Below are 21041 nucleotides of genomic sequence, written 5' to 3' on the forward strand. Positions count from 1 at the left end.
CTATCTACCTACGAATTGGAGGTATGCGAACTTTTTTGTTCCTTTGCATTGAAATCCTAAAACCACGGACCTATGAACCTGTTTGAATTCAATTTAGCGTTACCGATAACCGATCCGACTTGGGTGTTTTTTCTGGTGCTAATTATCATTCTCTTTGCTCCGATGATTCTGGGGCGCCTTCATATACCTCATATTATCGGTATGATTCTGGCCGGTGTGCTGATCGGCGAACACGGATTCCATGTGCTCGACCGTGACAGCAGCTTCGAACTGTTTGGTAAAGTGGGGCTTTACTATATCATGTTCCTTGCCGGGCTCGAAATGGACATGGAGGACTTCAAGAAAAACCGGATGAAAAGTGTCGTTTTCGGCTTGCTTACCTTCCTGATACCTATGGCGCTGGGTATATGGAGCAGTATGAGCATGCTGGGATACGGTTTCCTTACCGCAGTGCTGCTCGCCAGTATGTATGCTTCTCACACTTTGATTGCTTATCCTATTATCAGCCGTTACGGATTGTCCCGTCTGCGCAGTGTCAATATTACTATCGGTGGTACGGCCATTACGGTTACTCTTGCTCTTATCATCCTTGCCGTCATTGGCGGAATGTTTAAAGGTACTGTCGATGGTCTGTTCTGGGTGTTCCTCGTTGCGAAAGTAGCCTTCCTTGGTTTCCTTATCATCTTCTTTTTCCCCCGCATCGGCCGCTGGTTTTTCCGGAAGTATGACGACAGCGTGATGCAGTTCGTGTTCGTGCTGGCGATGGTCTTCCTCGGAGGCGGACTGATGGAGTTTGTAGGAATGGAAGGAATTTTGGGAGCTTTCCTTGCCGGATTGGTCCTGAACCGCTTGATTCCTCATGTCTCTCCGCTGATGAACCGTCTGGAATTTGTAGGAAATGCCTTGTTCATTCCTTACTTCCTGATCGGTGTCGGTATGATTATCGATGTCAGAAGCCTGTTTACGGGGGGCGAAGCATTGAAAGTGGCAGTAGTCATGACAGTGGTAGCTACTTTCAGCAAATGGCTTGCCGCATGGATCACACAAAAGATTTACCGTATGCAGCCCAATGAACGCAGCATGATCTTCGGACTCAGTAATGCACAGGCGGCGGCTACGCTGGCAGCGGTGCTGATCGGGCATGAAATTATCATGGAAAACGGAGAGCGTCTGCTCAATGATGACGTACTGAACGGTACGGTCGTGATGATCCTTTTCACCTGTGTTATCAGTTCGCTGGTAACGGAACGTTCCGCCCGCCGGTTTGCACTGAACGAAGATGCGCAGCCCGAAGATAAGGGAGCGAAGAAAGCGATGGAGCAGATTCTGATTCCGGTAGCAAATCCGGAAACGATTGAGAACCTGGTGAATCTCGCCCTGGTGATCAAGGATGCCAAGCAGAAGAATGGCATGATTGCCCTGAATGTGATTAATGACAATAACAGCTCGGAGAATAAGGAACTGCAAGGCAAGCGGAATCTCGAAAAAGCCGCTATGATTGCCGCCGCCGCCGATGTACCGGTGACGATGGTGAGCCGCTACGATCTGAACATTGCTTCGGGAATTATACATACGATTAAGGAATACGAGGCTACGGATGTAGTGATCGGTCTGCACCGCAAGGCGAACATTGTCGATTCCTTCTTTGGCAACCTTGCCGAAAGCCTGCTGAAAGGTACTCACCGCGAAGTGATGATAGCCAAATTCCTGATGCCGGTCAATACGCTCCGCCGCATCATCATCGCCGTTCCGCCCAAAGCCGAATTTGAAACCGGTTTTTCCAAATGGGTAGAGCATTTCTGCCGGATGGGAAGCATTCTCGGCTGCCGTGTGCACTTCTTTGCCAATGAACGTACACTGATGCGTCTGCAACAACTGGTGAAGAAGAAATTCAGCGGTACCCCGACCGAATTTTCTCTGCTCGAAGAGTGGGGTGATCTTCTGCTGCTGACCGGACAGGTGAACTACGATCATTTATTCGTTGTCATCTCTGCCCGTCGGGGTTCTATCTCGTATGATCCGTCCTTTGAACGTCTGCCGGCACAGCTGAGCAAGTATTTCTCCAACAACAGTCTGATTATCCTGTACCCCGACCAGTTCGGCGATCCGCAGGAGATTGTGTCTTTCTCCGACCCGCGTGGTTACAACGAATCGCAGCATTATGAAAAGGTGGGCAAATGGTTTTATAAATGGTTTAAGAAAAGCTGATGGAAGAAAATAACTGGCAACAACGGACAGAACTCCTGTTGGGAGAAGAGAAAATGAAGCGCATCCGTGCTTCGCATGTATTGGTTGTCGGGCTGGGAGGCGTGGGGGCGTATGCTGCCGAAATGCTTTGCCGGGCTGGGGTAGGCAGGATGACGATTGTAGACGCGGATACTGTGCAGCCTACCAATATAAACCGTCAGCTTCCTGCCATGCACTCCACCCTGGGGATGCCGAAAGCGGAAGTGTTGGCGGCACGCTACAAAGACATCAATCCGGATATTGAACTGACCGTTTTACCCGTCTATCTGAAAGACGAGAACATCCCCGAACTGTTGGACTCCGCTAAGTTTGACTTCATAGTGGATGCCATCGATACGATCAGCCCCAAATGCTTTCTGATCTATGAAGCGATGAAGCGTCATATAAAGATTGTTTCCAGCATGGGCGCAGGCGCGAAGAGCGATATTACGCAGATTCGCTTTGCCGACCTTTGGGATACCTATCACTGCGGACTCAGCAAAGCGGTGCGGAAGCGTTTGCAGAAAATGGGAGTAAAGCGTAAACTTCCCGTCGTATTCAGTACCGAACAGGCGGACCCGAAAGCGGTATTGCTCACGGATGACGAACGGAATAAGAAATCGACCTGCGGAACGGTCAGCTATATGCCGGCAGTCTTCGGCTGCTATCTGGCGGAATATGTCATTAAACGAATCTAAGAAGCTATTATGATAAAATTAGAAGGAATAACCAAGAGTTTTGGTTCTTTGCAGGTGCTGAAAGGCATTGACCTGGAAATCAATAAAGGTGAGATCGTCAGTATCGTAGGACCTAGCGGAGCCGGAAAAACGACTCTCTTACAGATCATGGGAACGCTTGACGAACCGGATGCGGGCACGGTGGCGATTGACGGAACGGTAGTCAGCCGGATGAAGGAGAAAGAACTGTCCGCTTTCCGCAATAAGAATATCGGTTTTGTGTTTCAGTTTCATCAGCTTCTGCCGGAGTTTACCGCGTTGGAGAATGTGATGATCCCCGCATTTATCGCTGGAGTATCGTCTAAGGAAGCAAACGAACGTGCTATGGAGATACTGGCTTTCATGGGACTCACCGACCGTGCTTCCCATAAGCCGAACGAACTGTCGGGAGGAGAGAAGCAACGGGTGGCCGTAGCACGTGCCTTGATTAACCATCCGGCAGTCATCCTTGCGGACGAACCTTCCGGAAGTCTCGATACACATAATAAAGAAGATTTACACCAATTGTTCTTCGACCTGAGGGACCGGTTGGGACAGACTTTCGTCATCGTTACCCATGATGAAGGACTGGCCAAAATCACCGATAGAACGGTACATATGGTGGATGGCACAATTAAAAAAGATTAATAAGGAAACCAAACTTCTAAAAATGGATACCAAATCACTAGAAGATTGTGTGAGTTCAATCTTTTAGCTATATATTTATAGTCGCTTCTCTACGTAAGTCTGTGAAGATGTCAGTAGAGTGTTTGTTTTGTTTGTGTGTGATGCATTCTTGTCTGGTGTGATAGGAATGCATCTTTTTTTATATATCACAACAAATACGATTTTAGTCGTAACAAACATAAGGCGCCATTCGTTCAAAATCTGCGGGTGTGAATTCTTCGTAAAGCATCAGTTGTTTCAAGTCTCTTACTTTCCCCTTTTTCTTCCGGTACTCTGCGATGATCTTGGCTTGATAATAGCTGATGTACGGATGATGCATCATTCGCTCTACACTTGCCTTATTGATGTTGATCCGGTGAATCTTTCCGGCATCCACGGAGAACCACGAACGGAGCTTTTCCGCTTTTAGCCGAATCTCTCCTAACTGCTCTATCTGATAGAATCCTCCCAATAACCAGCGACGGTTTACAATCGATCGGGCGATCCGGCTTCCGATCCCCGGAATCTTTTTAAGTTCGGTGGTATCCGCCTGATTAAGGTCGATGATAGTGCCCGGCGGGTATTTCATTAAAGTATCATATGGTGCGGTCGCTTGTACTACTAATATCCGGCTGGTATCTTGAAGAACCGGTGTTTCGGCAATGCGTATATACGGTTGAAGAGTCCGGTATTGTTCTTCCGTCAGCCCGTATATCTTCCGAAAGTCTTCCGGACGTCGGAATCTGCCTTGCTTTCTGCGGTATCGCAGAATATTGCCCGCCATCCAGGGAGGCAAGCCGAGGCTGAGGAAAGTGGCGGAGTCAGCGGTATTCGGATCGAACGCTGCCGGTCTGATTTCTTTTTTCGGATAGGTGGGCGATAAATACCTGTCTCTGAAAACCGGATATTTCTTGTCCTGCTTTGTTTCTTTTATGGAAGAGATAAATTCATTATATTCCTTTTCGGATTTCGCCTGTTCAGCCGGGTCGGTTTTCTCCGGTCCGGAGAAAGCCTGCAAGAGTGCGGGGATTGTGTATACCCCTATAACAAGAACGACAAGGACGATAATGCCTTGTCGTTCGGTTTTAGTAAAATAAAAAAAGTCTTTCCACATTATAGTTTGATAAGTCCCAACTCATTGATAAAGATCAGAGAGATGGCAATCGGTGCAATATATCTTAATATAAAGATGATCAGTTTGTATACGGGAACTTTCAGCGAACCGTCATTGGTAATCTCTGACCAGACGATTTTCTTGTCGAGATACCATCCGGTAAAGATGGAAATGCACAGACCGCCGAGTGTCAGCATGATCTTAGCCGTGACAAAGTCGAATAAGTCAAAGATTCCCAATCCGAAGATGGTGAATCCTTTCATCACTCCGAGCGACAATGAACAAAGGATACCTAAGAAGATACATCCTCCGGTCACCAGTCTGGCTGCCTTGCCGCGTGTGAAGTTGAATTCTTCGTGCAGATAAGCGGTGACCACTTCGTGCAGGGAAATGGTGGAAGTCAGTGCTGCCATGGCAAGTAATACGTAAAACATGACGGAGAAGATATAGGCCAATATCGGTACTCCGCTGAATGCCTGCTGGAATACATTGGGCAGTGTGATAAAGATAAGGCTCGGACCCGCATCCGGTTGTATGCCTACGGAGAATGCGGCCGGAAAGATAATGAAGCCAGCTAATACTGCCACAAACGTATCTATAATCCCTACGCTGAATGCTGTCTTGGTCAGATTGGTTTCTTTGCTGAAATAAGAAGCGTAGGTGCAGAGACATCCCATCCCCAGGCTAAGGGAGAAGAAAGCCTGTCCCATCGCACTCAGAAATACATTTCCGTCCACCTTGCTGAAATCCGGTTTCAGCAGAAACTCGATACCCGCACCCGCTCCCGGCAGGGTAACCGAACAGATTACAAGTATCAATATAATAATGAACAGAGTCGGCATCATGATCTTGGAAGATTTCTCGATACCTTTCTCCACGCCTTTGACAATAATAAAATGAGTAACCAACAGAAACAGAACCAACCACAAGACCGGTCGCCACGGACTGCTGGAGAACTGCTGGAAGGAAGAGATGAATTCTGTAGGAGTCTTGCCCGTAAAGCCGTTCGTAAGAGCTTCATACACATACTCCAGCGTCCATCCTGCCACTACGGAATAATAGCTGAGAATCAGAAAAGCTGCGAGGACTCCCATGCGTCCCACCCAGCGCCAATGCGTGCCGGGAGCTAATTTCTGATAGGCTCCCGCTGTATTTGCCCTCGAACGGCGTCCGATCAGGAATTCGGCAATCAAAATGGGAAGTCCCAAAAGAAAAACGCATCCTAAATAGATCAGTATAAAGGCTGCGCCACCGTGATTACCCGTTTCATAGGGAAATCTCCAGATGTTTCCCAATCCTACTGCCGAGCCGGCGGAAGCAAGTATTACGCCTAATTTACTCCCGAAGTTCGCTCTATCAATTTTCGTCATAAATCTTGTTTTGTCTTACAAATCGTTATAAAATGTACGTATTAAAATGCAAATATAGAAAATGATAGTTATATTTGTACCGAAATTGTAATTTTATTTAGATATGCTATCTTATATTAAGAAATATCCTATTTCACTTTTTATCATCTTAACTGTGATTTATCTGTCTTTCTTCAAACCTCCTAAAACGGACTTGAATGAAATCCCTAACTTAGATAAATTAGTTCACATCTGTATGTACTTCGGTATGTCAGGTATGTTATGGCTGGAATTCCTGCGGGCACATCGCCGTGATGACGCACCGTTATGGCACGCATGGGTGGGGGCATTCCTCTGTCCCATACTGTTCAGCGGCTGTGTGGAATTGCTGCAAGAATATTGCACGACTTATCGGGGAGGAGACTGGCTGGACTTTGCCGCCAACTCGGTGGGGGCCATCCTTGCCAGTTTAGTGGCTTATTATGTGGTTCGTCCGCGAATGATGAGAAGGGAATAGAAGACTGTAGTAATGCATAATCATAAGGATGCGTCAAAAGTAACTAAATTGGGGCTAACTAAAAAGTCGGTAGTATCTTAAATCTCCTCCTTCGGGAAGGAGGAGTACCCGTAGGGGGAGGTGGTAGGTGAATACATAATTCTTTCATTCATAGTAAATTAGAGATAACCTTGTTTTACCTACCACCCCGGCTTTCAGCCACCCCTCCTTCCCGAAGAGAGGGGAATTGGAGATACTACCGACTTTTTAGTCAACCCTTGGCCAAAAGTCAGAGTGGTAGGTGTATTTTTTCTCAAAGCAAATACTTTGAGAAATTAACAGCGATATTATAGATAATCTACAACCGAACTAAGCTTAATTCCGTTGGACCCTTTGATCAGGATAGTGTATCCTTTCGGCTTGTCGGCTTCCAGTTTCTTTATTACTTCCTGTACGTTGGGATAGGTTTGGAAGGAGTGCTCTGCTACTGCAAACTGATCTCCTACCAGCCATACTTTTTCGAACACGCATTCTTTGAGGTAGTCTGCTATCTTCTGATGTTCGGCAGCACTTTCGGCACCCAGTTCGCGCATATCACCAAGGATGAGCATTTTGTGAGGAACTTCCATGTTGCGGAAGTTCTGTAAGGCAGCCATCATACTGGTCGGATTGGCGTTGTATGCGTCGATGATCAGTGTGTTATCGTCCGTTTTCTTTAGTTGCGAGCGATTGTTCTGCGGTGTATATCCGGCTAAGGCTTCGTTGATCTTTACATCTTCCACTCCGAAGAAGCGACCGATGGTGATGGCAGCCAGTGCATTGGGGAAGTTGTATTCTCCGATCAGTTGCGTCTGAACCTGATAGGATTTACCATCCTTGCCCGCTTTCCATTCGAAAGTGAGATAAGGGGAGTTGCCGGTGATTCGTCCGTTTACGTAAAGGTCATCTTCGGTGCCGTAAGGGATCAGGTTCAGTCCTTCGGCAATGTTCATCAGATAAGCATTGTCGTGATGGATAAAGACGGTAGAACCTTCTTTCTTACGGAGAAATTCATAAAGTTCTCCTTTGGTTTTTATCACACCTTCGAAAGAACCGAAGCCTTCCAGATGGGCTTTGCCTACATTGGTGATGATACCGCAGTCCGGCTCTACAATTTCACTGAGGAATTTGATTTCTCCCGGATGATTGGCGCCCATCTCGATGACGGCAAGGTCGTGTTCCGCTTTCAGGCGGAGCAGGGTAGAGGGCACGCCGATGTGGTTGTTCAGATTACCTAGCGTATAAAGAATGTTGTGGCTCTGAGAGAGTACGGCGGAGATCAGTTCCTTCGTAGTCGTCTTGCCGTTGGTACCAGTGATACCGATTACTCGTGTACCCAGCTGGCGGCGATGGTAATTGGCAAGCTGCTGCAATGTTTGCAGGCAGTCGTCTACGAGTATATATCGTTGATCGCCTTCAATCGCGTATTCGGGTTCGTCGATGACAGCATAGGCGCAACCGGTTTCCAATGCTTTTCCGGCAAAAGCGTTTCCATTGAATGATTCGCCTTTCAGAGCGATAAACAGTGACCCTTCCGGACAGTTCCGACTATCGGTCGTCACTAATTGGCAATCCAGAAATATCTGGTAAAGAGCAGAAAGTTTCATAGCCTGAGCTTTTATTTTTAAATGTTGCAAAGATAGGCTATTCTTTCGGATTTGGTATCGGTCGGAAGCGTTTTTTACTCAACATATACCAGAGGAAGAGTCAGCACCATCCGGCACCCGTCCGTATAGGATGAATCGATGTGGAGGCTGCCTCCTAACTTTTCGGCAATCGTCCGGCTGATCGACAGTCCGAGGCCCGTGCCCTGTGAGAAGGAGTTCATTTTGTAGAAGCGTTCGAATACTTTTTCCTGTTTCTCCTTAGGGATTCCTATACCGGTGTCGGTAACGCTGATCTCGAGTTTATTTTCTGCTTCCAATACCGAATAAGTCAGTTCGATGCTGCCATGAGTCGTGAACTTGATCGCATTGTGTGCCAGATTGGCAAGTAACTGCGAAATGCGTTCCGGATTGCTGAGTATGATTAGTTTCTCCCTTTCCGGTTTGAAAAGGAATTCGACTGTATCTTGTTTCTGCATTTTAGCTACTTCGATAGATAGCTGGCAGATCATATTGATGTCCGTTTGGATATTTGTAGGGAGCTTGTTATATTGGTCGAGCTCCGATAATGCGAGCACATCGGTCACGAGTCGAAGCAGATCGTCCGTGTTGGCTTTGATGATGTTGACGAATTCTTTCGTTTCCTCATTGCCGTAGTGGTCACTTAATACTTGTGAGAAGCCTATGATCGAATTGAGCGGTGTCCGTATTTCGTGAGACATACTCTGAATAAAAGTCGTTTTCATCTGGCTGGTCGCTTCTGCCTGATCTCTGGCTTTGCGCAGTTCTTCTCTCGAATAAGTCAGTTCTTCGTTCTTATTTCTTAATTCACTTTCCGATGCCTTCAGCTTCCGGTTCAGACGGCTTTCCCGATATAAGAACAGGAAGAGGATGGCCAACAGGATGATCAATGAAAAAATCAGCGTCGTTTTATTGCTCAACTCCTTTTCTTTTGTCCGGAGCATTAATTCCTTTTTCTCTGTATTGAGCTTTTCTACATTTAGCAGCGTGGCAAATTCACTGCTCGCCAGTTGTTCATTGGCTATTTTCAAAGAATCGTCTGCTTCAATATACTTTTTCAGAAACTTCACCGCTTCATCCGGCCTGCCCATCTGTCTGTAGATTTCTCCTTTGAGGCGGTATTGTTCGCTGCTCATGGCGTACTCATTCAGCCGTTGTTCTTCAGCTTTCTGCTTTTCGGCAGCTTCCAATGCTTTGGCGAACTGTTTGCTGCGCTGGTAGTAGAAAGCCTCTGTGCGGTAAAACCTTTTTTTGAGTGAGTCCAGTCTTTTGTCCTGATCGAACAGTTCCCTGCATTCTTTCAGTATCTTTTCAGCTGCCGGAAAATCGCCGAATTCACTGTAATACTCTACATATGTCAGCTTTGCCAGTATTTTATGACTGGCGGAGTTGGCTGTTTTAACTGCTTTTTCCAGTGCTTCCAGTGCCAGTTCCGACTGATGATGCATAGTGTAGTAATTGGCAAGTTGGGCGTAAGTATTACTGATGTTATAGTTTTCTAATTTGTATTTTTCGGTCAGTTCGATTTCTTTCACGCGCCATTCAGACGCCATGACATCAAAGTTCTTGATTGTGTAAATCTGCGACATGATGTTGTAGCAGTACATGAGCCCGGTCTTGTTGTCCTTGGCTTGTGCCTCTTTCAGCACTTTTTCGGCTTCATAGAGGGCGATGTTGCTTCTTCCGGTTTTCAGGTAATATAGAATCAGCCGGTTGGCCCAGGCGAAATAGTAGTACTTGGATTGCTGTATCTCTTTTGCGAATTGTTTTACCTTATTAGTATAAAAAACGATGCTGTCTTCGTTATTGGCCTGGTAATAATAATAGTCCAGCCGGGTGGAGAGAGCTACTGCCTGCATACGCTGGTCGTTTTGCCCGGTAGCCATACGGAACAGCGTATCGGACATACTCAGCACGACCGGTTCCAGCAAATGTTCCTGGCAACGCTGATAGTAGGCATACAAAGAAGAATCAACGTTATAAACTTCAGCTTCTTTCTGGGCTTTTGCAGGAATAACGATGAACAAAAAAGAGACAAGGTATCCTAAGATAATTCGGGACAATCGGCTCATGGCATTCGTTTTCGGTAGTTCTATTGATTGCTATTGATTGCAAATATACGTTTATTTCCTAATTTTAATACGAATACTTGCTTTTTTTATCTACATTTGCAACAGTCTAACTGGAATATAATCAAGAATGAAATTGATCTCTCCAACTTATATAAATGTGAAAGGACGTCTGCTCGATCTTGCCACTCCGCAAGTGATGGGTATTCTCAATGTGACACCCGATTCTTTTTATTCCGGCAGCCGGATGCAGACGCAGGAGGAAATTGCAGCGAGGGCACGGCAGATCATCGATGAAGGGGCCTCTATCATTGATATCGGAGCTTATTCCTCGCGTCCGAACGCCGAACACATCACTGCCGAAGAAGAAATGAACCGCTTACGTACCGGACTGGAGATCGTAAACCGGAACCATCCGGATGCTATCGTTTCGGTCGATACTTTCCGGGCGGATGTAGCCGAACAGTGTGTGACGGAGTATGGCGTGGCTATCGTCAATGATATCGCTGCCGGTGAGATGGACCACCGGATGTTTGAGACTGTAGCCCGCCTGGGAGTACCTTATATCATGATGCACATGCAGGGAACTCCCCAAAATATGCAGAAAGAACCCCATTATGACAATCTGATGAAGGAAGTGTTCATGTACTTTGCCCGCAAAGTGCAACAACTTCGTGACTTGGGCTTGAAAGACATTATACTCGATCCGGGTTTTGGTTTTGGAAAGACCCTGGAGCATAACTATGAGCTGATGGCTCACCTGGAAGAGTTCAGCATCTTCGAACTTCCGCTGTTAGTCGGCGTTTCCCGAAAATCAATGATTTATAAACTATTGGGAGGAACTCCGCAGGATTCATTGAATGGAACAACCGTACTGGATACCGTTGCGTTAATGAAAGGAGCGAACATTCTTCGGGTGCATGACGTGCGCGAAGCGGTGGAAGCCGTCCGGATTGTGGATAAACTGAGAACTGAGAGTGAATATGGCAAATGATAGAATGGCATTATCCGTTGGTGATACTCTCTTGTCGTTTGTGAATTAATAACTTGTAATAAGTAATAAGTACCGTGTTTTTTGACGTTGGCATAAAAGATTTTATCGATGTACTGCTGGTCGCCCTTCTGTTGTACTACACCTACAAACTGATGAAGGCCTCCGGTTCTATCAAGGTTTTTACCGGCATTCTGGTTTTTATCCTGATCTGGCTGGTGGTCACTCAGATTCTGGAGATGAAACTGCTGGGCTCCATATTCGATACCTTGATGAATGTGGGTGTGATTGCTTTGATTGTCCTTTTTCAGGATGAGATTCGTCGCTTCCTCTTGACGCTGGGCTCCCATCGTCACGTCAGTGCGCTGGCACATTTTTTTAGCGGGGCGAGGAAAGAAGCCTTGAAACATGACGACATCATGCCGGTGGTAATGGCTTGCCTGAGCATGGGAAAGCAGAAAGTAGGCGCGTTGATCGTAATCGAGCATACCACTCCGCTGGATGAAGTGGTCCGTACAGGAGAAATTATAGATGCGGCCATCAGCCAGCGCTTGATTGAGAATATATTTTTCAAGAACAGTCCTCTGCACGACGGAGCAATGGTTATCAGCAAAAAGCGGATCAAAGCCGCAGGCTGTATCCTGCCCGTCTCTCACGACTTGAACATCCCGAAAGAACTGGGCTTGCGTCACCGTGCGGCTATGGGCATCTCGCAGAAATCGGATGCGCATGCTATCATCGTCTCCGAAGAGACAGGAGCTATTTCTGTAGCTTATCGCGGACAATTCTATCTCCGTCTGAATGCCGAAGAACTGGAAAGTCTGCTGACAAAGGAAAACTGAAACTAAATATAAGTGAACATGGACAGACGAAATTTTCTAAAAACCGGAGGTATAGCTCTACTCGGATCATTGGCGACAGGTTCTGCTATGGCTCTGACTACCCCGGGTGCATTGGGTGGCAAAGGAGCTGACAAGAAAGCAGCAGTTGCTTTGGCTATGAATCATTTCGGAGTAAGCGAGGCAGACTTGAAGAAGGTGCTTGCCGCAGCATTGGAGAAAGGAGGCGATTATGCCGACCTTTTCTTTGAACACACGATATCCAACAGCATCCGCCTGATGGATGGTGAAGTGAACAACAGCTATTCGAATATTGACTATGGAGTCGGAGTCCGTGTACTGATTGGAGACCAGAGTGGCTATGCCTACGTGGAGAATATTACTGTGGAGGATATGCTGAAAGCTGCCCGTACTGCCGCTCGCATCGCTTCTGCCAACAAAGGCAACAAACCGCTGAATCTCACCGAAAAGGAACTGAAGAAGAACTACTATACCGTTGCTTCCCCGTGGGAGGAAGTCAGCCTGAAAGATAAGATGCCTTATCTGCAAAAACTGAACGATCGGATTTTCGCCTTGGACAAACGGGTACATAAAGTACAGGCAAGTCAGAGCGATACCACTTCGCATATCTTCTTCTGCAACTCGGAGGGAGTGATGTTCTACGATTACCGTCCGATGGTGACGCTGGGGGCAGTGTGCATCATGGAAGAAGACGGAAAGACGGAGAACGGCTACGCTGCCCGTGCTTACCGCAGAGGATTCGATTTCCTGTCGGACGAGGTAGTGGACGTAATTGCCCGCGAAGCGGTAGACCAGACTTCTCTTCTGTTCAAGGCTATCAAACCCAAAGGCGGTGAAATGCCTGTCGTCATGGGTGCCGGAGGATCGGGCATCTTGCTTCACGAGGCTATCGGACATACTTTTGAGGCGGACTTTAACCGGAAGAATGTTTCCATATTTGCCGATCAGCTGAATAAGAAAGTCTGCAACGAACATATCAACGTGGTGGATGACGGTACGATTCCGTTCAATCGGGGTTCGGTGAACTTCGACGATGAAGGTGCCGAAGGACAGAAAACTTATCTGATTAAAGACGGAGTACTGACTAGTTATCTGCACGACCGTATCAGTGCAAAGCACTACGGAGTGGAACCAACCGGCAACGGACGTCGCGAATCGTTCCGCAATATGCCGATACCCCGTATGCGTGCTACATATATGGAAGCCGGAAATGTGAGTGAATCGGATATCATTTCTTCTGTAAAGAAGGGAATCTTTGTAGATAACTTTACGAACGGTCAGGTACAGATCGGCGCCGGAGACTTTACATTCTTTGTGAAGTCGGGCTACATGATCGAAGACGGTAAACTGACGCAACCGATCAAGGACATTAATATTATCGGTAACGGTCCGAAAGCTTTGGCGGATATCACGATGGTAGCTACCAACGCGAAGATCGACAACGGTACATGGACTTGCGGAAAAGACGGACAATCCTGTCCGGTGACTTGCGGTATGCCTTCAGCCTTGGTTAGCAAACTGACTGTCGGTGGAGAGAACTAGAAGTAAATGCTTACTTTAAAAAGACGAACCTATGATTACAGACGAAAATAAGAAACTGGCACAGTGGGCGATGGACTACGCCTTGAAGAATGGCTGCCAGGCAGCAAAAGTCCTTTTATACTCTTCTTCGAACACTTCTTTCGAACTGCGCGACGCGAAGATGGACAGATTGCAACAGGCATCGGAAGGCGGATTAAGCCTTTCCCTGTATGTGGACGGACGTTACGGTAGTATCTCTACCAACCGCTTGAACCGGAAAGAACTCGAAACATTTATCAAAAACGGAATAGACTCTACACGCTATCTGGCTAAAGATGAGGCGCGTGTATTGGCAGACCCTTCCCGTTACTATAAAGGTGGAAAACCGGATTTGAAACTATATGATGCCAAGTTCGCATCCTTAAATCCGGACGATAAAATAGAGATGGCGAAAGCCGTAGCGGAAGAAGCACTAGGCAAGGATGAACGGATCATCTCCGTCGGCTCTTCCTATGGCGATGGCGAGGACTTTGCTTACCGCCTGATCAGCAACGGTTTCGAAGGAGAAACAAAAAGTACGTGGTACTCACTTTCTGCCGACATCACGATCAGAGGGGAAGGCGAGGCGCGTCCTTCTGCTTATTGGTATGAGTCGTCGCTTTATATGAACGATCTGATTAAGAAAGGAATCGGTCAGAAAGCGCTGGAACGTGTATTACGCAAACTGGGACAAAAGAAAGTACAGTCCGGCAAATATACGATGGTGGTCGATCCGATGAATTCCAGCCGTTTGCTAAGTCCGATGATGAGTGCGCTGAACGGCTCGGCTTTGCAACAGAAAAACTCATTCTTATTAAATAAATTGAATGAAAAGATAGCTAGTGACCGGCTGACTCTGACGGACGAACCTCATTTGGTGAAAGCCTCCGGCGCCCGCTACTTCGACAACGAAGGTATTGCTACGGAACGTCGCTCCATCTTTGACAAGGGAGTACTGAATACCTATTTCATTGATACCTACAATGCTAAGAAGATGGGAGTCGATCCGACTATCAGCGGTTCATCTATTTTGGTCATGGAAACGGGAGATAAGAATTTGGATGGACTGATTGCCGGAGTGGAAAAAGGTATCCTCGTTACGGGCTTTAATGGTGGTAACAACAACAGTTCGACCGGAGATTTCTCTTATGGTATCGAAGGCTTCCTGATCGAGAACGGAAAACTGACGCAGCCGGTATCTGAAATGAATGTTACCGGTAACCTGATTACCTTGTGGAACTCGTTGGTTGCAACCGGAAACGACCCGCGTCTGAACTCTTCCTGGCGAATCCCTTCACTGGTATTTGAGGGAGTCGATTTCAGCGGATTGTAGGACACTGGCTTTGAACAGACTTAAGTAATGGTCAGGAGATGATGGACATAAAATGGGTATCATCTTCTGACCATTACTATAATACTACCCCTTGAATTTTATAAATATACCCTGTTATACCCCGTCTTCTGCCTAACTAATGCTTTATTAATTAACATATTATCTGATTTTTGCTTACTTGTATTTATACCCCCTCTTTGTTTGCAAATTTGTGGGATGCTGTTTACTTTTGCCTGTGTCTTAATAGCTACGATATAACTATTGAAAACTGATATACACACAAAAGTAAAAGCATGGGAATTATATATTTTGGATCGGGACTTATACTGTTAATCGCACTTTGGTATATCTGGGCAGTCAACAATTTGATAGCTAAGCGAAACAGGGTGAAGCAATGTCGTAGCGGTATTTGCGTGGCATTAAAGCAGCGGAATGACATGATACCTAATTTGGTGGCCGCCGTTAAGTCATATATGGGGCATGAAAATGAAATTCTTACCCGCATCACGGAACTTCGTTCACATTCTTTCCCACCTTCACAGGAAGCCGAACAAATAAAAAATGGTAATGAGCTGTCCGGCCTGTTATCAAAATTACAGTTGTCGGTCGAGAATTACCCTGAACTGAAAGCAAATGAACAATTCCATCGCCTACAAAACAGCATTGAGGGCATGGAACTGCAACTGCAAGCCATCCGGCGTACCTATAATGCGGCAGTAACAGACTACAATAATACCATCGAGATGTTTCCTTCTTCCGTTGTTGCCCGTCAGCAAGGTCACCGGCAGGAAGAACTGATTGATATCCCCGAACCGGAACAACAGAATGTAAATGTCGCCGAACTTCTCAGATAATATGAATATGGACACAATTGATTTTAAGAAATTATCAGAACAGCTTCATTCGGAGCTTTTACGGGTAAATGGCTGGAGAAAGGTGGTACGAACAGGAAGTATTGCAGTTTATCTTTTTGTATTCTGCTGGTTTATGTTTGTGCTGTTTGGCGGTGCGCTTGTATCTTATATAGGTCTGGAGGATTATATGCAGTTCACACAGTATATAATACCTGTATTCATCGGATTTATAGTGGTCAACTTCGTTTTCACCCGCTGTATGACTAACTTTCAGGAACGGGAGTCGGAGGCTATGCAGCACATTATGTCTACTCTGTTTCCTACCGTTTATTTCTCGGCTTCCTCTCAGGTAGACAGCCGGATATTGAGAGACAGCAAACTCTTTTCCGTCTCTTTTTCTGATCCGGCACTGGCAGCCAATACGTATGGATATATCCAGTTTCCGCACGGCGAGTACTCTTTGCACGTGGCGGATATCGGCGTGTCTTACGGGCTGTTGAACAAGTTGCAGTACAATCCTGTATTGGGATATTTTGTCATGATCTACCGTTTTGTGCTTCGTCCGCTGTTTGCTTCGCGGCTGGATAGCAGTCCGCACAATTTTCGGGGGATGTTTGGCTGGTGTAAGATAGACAAGCGATTCAAAGGAAATATTATCATACTGCCCGACCACCTGGAACAAAAGATCGGATATCTGGCGAAGAATATCCAGGGACTGAAGAAGCGTTATAGTGCCCGACTGGTGCAACTGGAAGATCAGGAGTTTGAGAACTATTTTGCCGTTTATGCCGATGATGAAGTGGAAGCACGTATGTTGCTCACTCCTGCGATGATGCGTCATATGACGGCGCTGCGTCAGACTTTCGGATGTGATATCATGCTTTCGTTCAGCAGAGGTACTTTCTACTATGCCGCCGCGATGCCTTCCGGCTTTTTATGTGTGCGTCCAAGTGCGTTGAATGACGGGAAGCTGCTTGAGGACATATATAATGACATCAGCCTGTCCTGCAAAGTGGCAGAAGAATTAAGATTGAATTAGTATTAACAATAAAACAAAAACACTATTTATGACAGACATGAGTTGGATGCCTTGGGCCGTAGGCGGAGTAATGGTCCTTTCTTTTCTTTATATGAAGGTATGGCCATTTGTTCGTACTATAATAAGAGCTTTTCGGGGGCCTCGTTTTAAATCAAAATCAAAACTATCTGTAGAACAGTATAAAAAACTGTCTATAGGTTCATTGTATGCCTTGCAGCAAGGCGGATATCTGAACACTCTCTCGTTGGACATCAAAGATAAGTTGCCTACTATTCTCGGTGAATGGTGGGGAATAAATAATGCTCATGATGCCCGCGAAACATTGGATGAATTGTGCCGGAAAGGTTACGATTATTACTTTCCGTTTGTTTATGAGGCTTTTTTGCTTGACGATGAAAATGCGCAAGACGATATTTTCCAGCAGAACATGGAGAGTCAGGAAGATTATGAGAAAGCTGTCGGGCAACTGCAAAATTTGAAAGAAGTCTATGAGGAGTTGATAGCTTATGAAGTGATTACTTCTAAAGAAGATATAGCTCGTTATGGAGTGATAGGCTGGGATGCCGGCAGAATTAATTTTGTTGCCCGTGCCTGCTGCGACATGAAATATATCTCAGAGATGGAAGCGTGGAATTATATCGAAAAGGCGTATGAACTGGCTCATTCTTCTTTCACATCCTGGTACGATATGGCGATGAGTTATGTGATTGGCAGGGCTATCTGGGGAGGAACCAATGCTCACAATTTAGGAATGAAGGGAATGGCAGACGATCTGTTGTCTAATCCTAAGAGTCCCTGGGTGCAAATAAAATGGTAAATTGATCAGGATAGTTTAATCACAAAAACACATAATTATGGAACAAAAGAACACCAAGTACTACAGTTATATCAGCGAGTATTATGCCGCCAACCCGACTAAATTTGAAAAAAGAAAGAACAATTTGAAACCTGTGTTATATTTAGGTTTGGCCGTGGTAGGAGCCGTTCTGGCTATTTTCCCCGGTTTGCTTCCATTGGCAGGCTGGTTGGTGCGTACAGCCGGAATCATCATGACACTGGTTTGCCTGATAGCTGCCTATCTGAATAACTTTGATATATACAACTTTCAAAGTGGAGGAAAAGTCAAGAGTATGGGAGTCAAGAAGTTTAAGCGCGATGAGACAAACCCTGCGAAGATAGTGGAAGCTTTCTTATCCAGGAACTTTGAATATCTGGCAGACCTTCCCGGAGGAAGAAGTGAACCGGTACAACTTCATATTGAAGAAGACGCCACAGGACGTGAAATGTACTGTTTGCTGACCACTTATGATTCAGATTCGAATATTGTAGGTTTGGCAGATGTCATCACTTTATCGGGCAATGATTATGATGATAATATTGATCTAATAAAACAAATGTTTAAAGACGAAGAAGATAATTGATTTATCGGGGCTGGATTATAAAAACAGCTCTGAGTGAGGAGAAGAAAACTCTTCTAAATGGAAGAAAAAACACAAGAAAGAAAAACATTCATACTATAAAGGAAATCGGCCGGAGGGGCGGGTACAGACACAAGTAACCTGTCAACAAAAGGCCGTATTTCCTTTAAAAACAATCTGTGTAAGGGTATTTTGCTTTATTTCTAACCTTTTTTGAATGATAATTGGTACCTGCGGCTTAGGTGAATCACCTATCTTTGCCGTATACTATTATAATTATGATTCTATATTGAAATAAAAGCCATGAGACACAGATTTATTGCTTTACTAGTACTTTTTACAATCGTTTTTTTCAGTAGTGCAGAGGCGCAGACTACTGCCCGCAAGTTTGAGGCAGGCAAGAATACTTTCCTGCTGGACGGGAAGCCGTTCGTAGTAAAAGCCGCCGAGTTGCACTATACCCGTATTCCGCAAGCCTATTGGGATCATCGTATCGAGATGTGCAAGGCGTTGGGGATGAACACCATTTGTATTTATATCTTCTGGAACATACACGAACAGGAAGAAGGTAAGTTTGACTTTACAGGTCAGAATGATATCGCTGCTTTTTGTCGTGCCGCACAGAAACACGGAATGTATGTCATCGTCCGCCCCGGTCCGTATGTGTGTGCGGAATGGGAAATGGGCGGCCTGCCCTGGTGGTTGTTGAAAAAGAAAGACGTGGCACTCCGCACGCTCGATCCTTATTATATGGAACGGGTAGGCATCTTCATGAAAGAAGTCGGCAAGCAACTGGCACCGCTACAGGTAAATAAGGGCGGAAATATTATCATGGTGCAGGTGGAGAACGAATACGGTTCTTACGGCACTGACAAGCCTTATGTTTCTGCCGTACGCGACTTGGTGCGCGAATCCGGTTTTACCGATGTACCTCTCTTCCAATGCGACTGGAGCAGTAACTTTACACGGAATGCACTCGACGACCTGATCTGGACCATCAACTTCGGAACAGGCGCCAATATAGACCAGCAATTCAAGAAACTGAAAGAACTTCGTCCGGAAACTCCGCTGATGTGCAGTGAGTTCTGGAGCGGATGGTTCGACCACTGGGGACGGAAACATGAAACACGTCCTGCCAAAGATATGGTACAGGGCATCAAAGAAATGCTTGACCGCAACATCTCTTTCAGCCTTTACATGACTCACGGAGGAACGACTTTCGGACACTGGGGTGGTGCCAACAATCCTGCCTACTCCGCTATGTGCAGTTCTTACGACTACGATGCCCCGATCAGCGAAGCTGGATGGACGACAGAGAAATACTTCCTTCTCCGCGACCTGCTGAAAACGTATCTTCCTGCCGGTGAAGCGCTGCCGGAAGTCCCTGCCGCATTGCCGGTCATTGAAGTACCCGAATTTCATTTTACCAAAGTAGCTCCGCTTTTCTCCAACTTGCCGGATGCCAAGCAGTCGGTGGATATCCAGCCGATGGAGCAATTCGACCAAGGGTGGGGAACAATCCTGTATCGTACCACATTGCCCGAAGCAGTAACCTCAGGCACTACATTGAAAATCACCGAAGTGCACGACTGGGCACAAATCTACGCCGACGGCAAGCTGCTGGCCCGCCTCGACCGCCGCAAAGGAGAATTTACCACTACCTTGCCGGCCTTGAAGAAAGGTACGCAACTGGATATTCTGGTAGAGGCAATGGGCCGTGTCAACTTTGATAAGTCCATCCACGACCGGAAGGGAATCACCGAAAAGGTAGAACTCCTTTCGGGCAATCAGGCGAAAGAACTGAAAAACTGGACTGTATATAACTTCCCCGTAGACTACTCATTTATCAAGAACAAGAACTACAAGGATACGAAGATATTACCGACTATGCCCGCTTACTATCGATCATCTTTCAAACTCGATAAAGTAGGCGACACTTTCCTCGACATGAGCACATGGGGCAAAGGTATGGTATGGGTGAACGGTCATGCGATGGGACGTTTCTGGGAAATCGGTCCCCAACAGACACTCTTCATACCGGGCTGCTGGCTGAAAGAAGGCGAGAATGAAATCCTCGTCCTCGACCTGAAAGGTCCGACTAAATCATCAATCAAAGGTCTGAAGAAACCGATCCTCGACGTACTCCGCGAGAAAGCGCCGGAAACACACCGCAAGGATGGAGAAAAGTTGAAGCTGACAGGAGAAAAGGTTGCGCACGAAGGAGCCTTCACTCCGGGCAACGGCTGGCAGGAAGTACGTTTCGCCGCTCCGGTGAAAGGACGTTTCTTCTGTCTGGAAGCACTCTCTCCGCAAGCCAATAACAATATTGCCGCTATTGCAGAGTTCGATGTGCTGGGAGCCGACGGCAAACCCGTATCCCGCGAACATTGGAAAATCCGTTATGCCGATAGCGAAGAGACACGCAGCGGAAACCGTACGGCGGATAAGATATTCGACTTGCAGGAATCCACTTTCTGGATGACCGTTGATAATGTCGCTTATCCCCACCAACTGGTAATCGACCTGAGCAAAGTGGAAACAGTGACGGGCTTCCGTTATCTGCCCCGTGCCGAGAAGGACTTTCCGGGCATGATTCGTGAATACCGCGTCTATGTGAAACCGTCTGATTTCAAGTATTAAACCAATAATAAGCCAATATCGGGCTTTTGATAATAAAGCATTCACT

17 protein-coding genes are annotated in these 21041 nt (G+C 46.3%); 13 read left to right on the top strand and 4 right to left on the bottom strand.

All coding sequences use genetic code 11. The features are described 5' to 3' along the window. Positions 1–72: 72 nt before the first annotated feature. The 3 genes from ACHLI0_RS15915 to ACHLI0_RS15925 are packed head-to-tail and all read left to right on the top strand — an operon-like array spanning position 73 to position 3590. A complete protein-coding gene (locus tag ACHLI0_RS15915; RefSeq protein ID WP_008762583.1) occupies positions 73–2208 on the top strand; it encodes a cation:proton antiporter domain-containing protein in 2136 nt (711 codons plus the stop codon). After that, positions 2208–2924, top strand: coding sequence for a tRNA threonylcarbamoyladenosine dehydratase (locus tag ACHLI0_RS15920; protein WP_349089461.1), 717 nt, complete (start codon positions 2208–2210; stop codon positions 2922–2924). Before ACHLI0_RS15915 ends, ACHLI0_RS15920 begins: the two co-directional genes overlap by 1 nt. A gap of 9 nt (positions 2925–2933) precedes the next feature. Beyond that, on the top strand, positions 2934–3590 hold the full coding sequence (locus ACHLI0_RS15925) for an ABC transporter ATP-binding protein (protein ID WP_008762585.1): 657 nt from the start codon (positions 2934–2936) through the stop codon (positions 3588–3590). A 202-nt stretch (positions 3591–3792) separates the two neighbouring features. On the opposite strand, the gene ACHLI0_RS15930 is transcribed toward ACHLI0_RS15925, so the two are convergent. Together ACHLI0_RS15930 and ACHLI0_RS15935 are read right to left on the bottom strand one after the other, a co-directional pair. Further along, positions 3793–4722, bottom strand: coding sequence for a ComEA family DNA-binding protein (locus tag ACHLI0_RS15930; RefSeq protein WP_490749649.1), 930 nt, complete (start codon positions 4720–4722; stop codon positions 3793–3795). After that, positions 4722–6092 carry a sodium-dependent transporter gene (locus ACHLI0_RS15935; protein WP_008762587.1) on the bottom strand — a complete coding sequence of 457 codons (1371 nt, stop codon included), beginning with the start codon at positions 6090–6092 and terminating at the stop codon, positions 4722–4724. Before ACHLI0_RS15935 ends, ACHLI0_RS15930 begins: the two co-directional genes overlap by 1 nt. A gap of 103 nt (positions 6093–6195) precedes the next feature. Here ACHLI0_RS15935 and ACHLI0_RS15940 point away from each other — a divergent pair, with 103 nt between their 5' ends. Continuing rightward, positions 6196–6588: a VanZ family protein gene (locus ACHLI0_RS15940; RefSeq protein ID WP_008762588.1), complete on the top strand. Its 393-nt coding sequence runs from the start codon at positions 6196–6198 to the stop codon at positions 6586–6588. A 326-nt stretch (positions 6589–6914) separates the two neighbouring features. On the opposite strand, the gene ACHLI0_RS15945 is transcribed toward ACHLI0_RS15940, so the two are convergent. Next, positions 6915–8213 (bottom strand): UDP-N-acetylmuramoyl-tripeptide--D-alanyl-D-alanine ligase, encoded by a 1299-nt coding sequence (locus tag ACHLI0_RS15945; protein ID WP_490749650.1) that lies wholly within the window; start codon positions 8211–8213, stop codon positions 6915–6917. Between the two features lie 74 nt (positions 8214–8287). Beyond that, a complete protein-coding gene (locus tag ACHLI0_RS15950) occupies positions 8288–10303 on the bottom strand; it encodes a tetratricopeptide repeat-containing sensor histidine kinase (protein ID WP_490749651.1) in 2016 nt (671 codons plus the stop codon). 127 nt (positions 10304–10430) lie between these two features. Between ACHLI0_RS15950 and folP the strand changes: the two genes are divergently transcribed. From folP to ACHLI0_RS15995, 9 genes are all read left to right on the top strand, one after another. Further along, positions 10431–11294: a dihydropteroate synthase gene (gene folP / locus ACHLI0_RS15955; protein WP_151209963.1), complete on the top strand. Its 864-nt coding sequence runs from the start codon at positions 10431–10433 to the stop codon at positions 11292–11294. Between the two features lie 74 nt (positions 11295–11368). Then, positions 11369–12133: a diadenylate cyclase CdaA gene (gene cdaA, locus ACHLI0_RS15960; protein ID WP_008762592.1), complete on the top strand. Its 765-nt coding sequence runs from the start codon at positions 11369–11371 to the stop codon at positions 12131–12133. Between the two features lie 18 nt (positions 12134–12151). After that, positions 12152–13693 (top strand): TldD/PmbA family protein, encoded by a 1542-nt coding sequence (locus ACHLI0_RS15965; protein WP_264383185.1) that lies wholly within the window; start codon positions 12152–12154, stop codon positions 13691–13693. 31 nt (positions 13694–13724) lie between these two features. After that, positions 13725–15044, top strand: a complete 1320-nt coding sequence (locus ACHLI0_RS15970) for a TldD/PmbA family protein (RefSeq protein ID WP_022472075.1) — start codon at positions 13725–13727, stop codon at positions 15042–15044. A gap of 293 nt (positions 15045–15337) precedes the next feature. Continuing rightward, a complete protein-coding gene (locus ACHLI0_RS15975; protein WP_055220530.1) occupies positions 15338–15898 on the top strand; it encodes a LemA family protein in 561 nt (186 codons plus the stop codon). Position 15899: 1 nt separating this feature from the next. After that, the gene (locus ACHLI0_RS15980) at positions 15900–16937 is read left to right on the top strand and encodes a DUF3137 domain-containing protein (RefSeq protein ID WP_229094152.1); all 1038 of its coding nucleotides are present in this window, start codon (positions 15900–15902) and stop codon (positions 16935–16937) included. Between the two features lie 28 nt (positions 16938–16965). Next, positions 16966–17754 carry a DUF1266 domain-containing protein gene (locus ACHLI0_RS15985; protein WP_490749652.1) on the top strand — a complete coding sequence of 263 codons (789 nt, stop codon included), beginning with the start codon at positions 16966–16968 and terminating at the stop codon, positions 17752–17754. A gap of 37 nt (positions 17755–17791) precedes the next feature. Continuing rightward, positions 17792–18358, top strand: a complete 567-nt coding sequence (locus ACHLI0_RS15990) for a hypothetical protein (RefSeq protein WP_055220525.1) — start codon at positions 17792–17794, stop codon at positions 18356–18358. Positions 18359–18658: 300 nt separating this feature from the next. Next, a complete protein-coding gene (locus ACHLI0_RS15995; protein ID WP_490749653.1) occupies positions 18659–20995 on the top strand; it encodes a beta-galactosidase in 2337 nt (778 codons plus the stop codon). The last annotated feature ends 46 nt before the right edge of the window (positions 20996–21041 follow it).

The organism is Bacteroides sp. RCH18, from assembly GCF_058231005.1.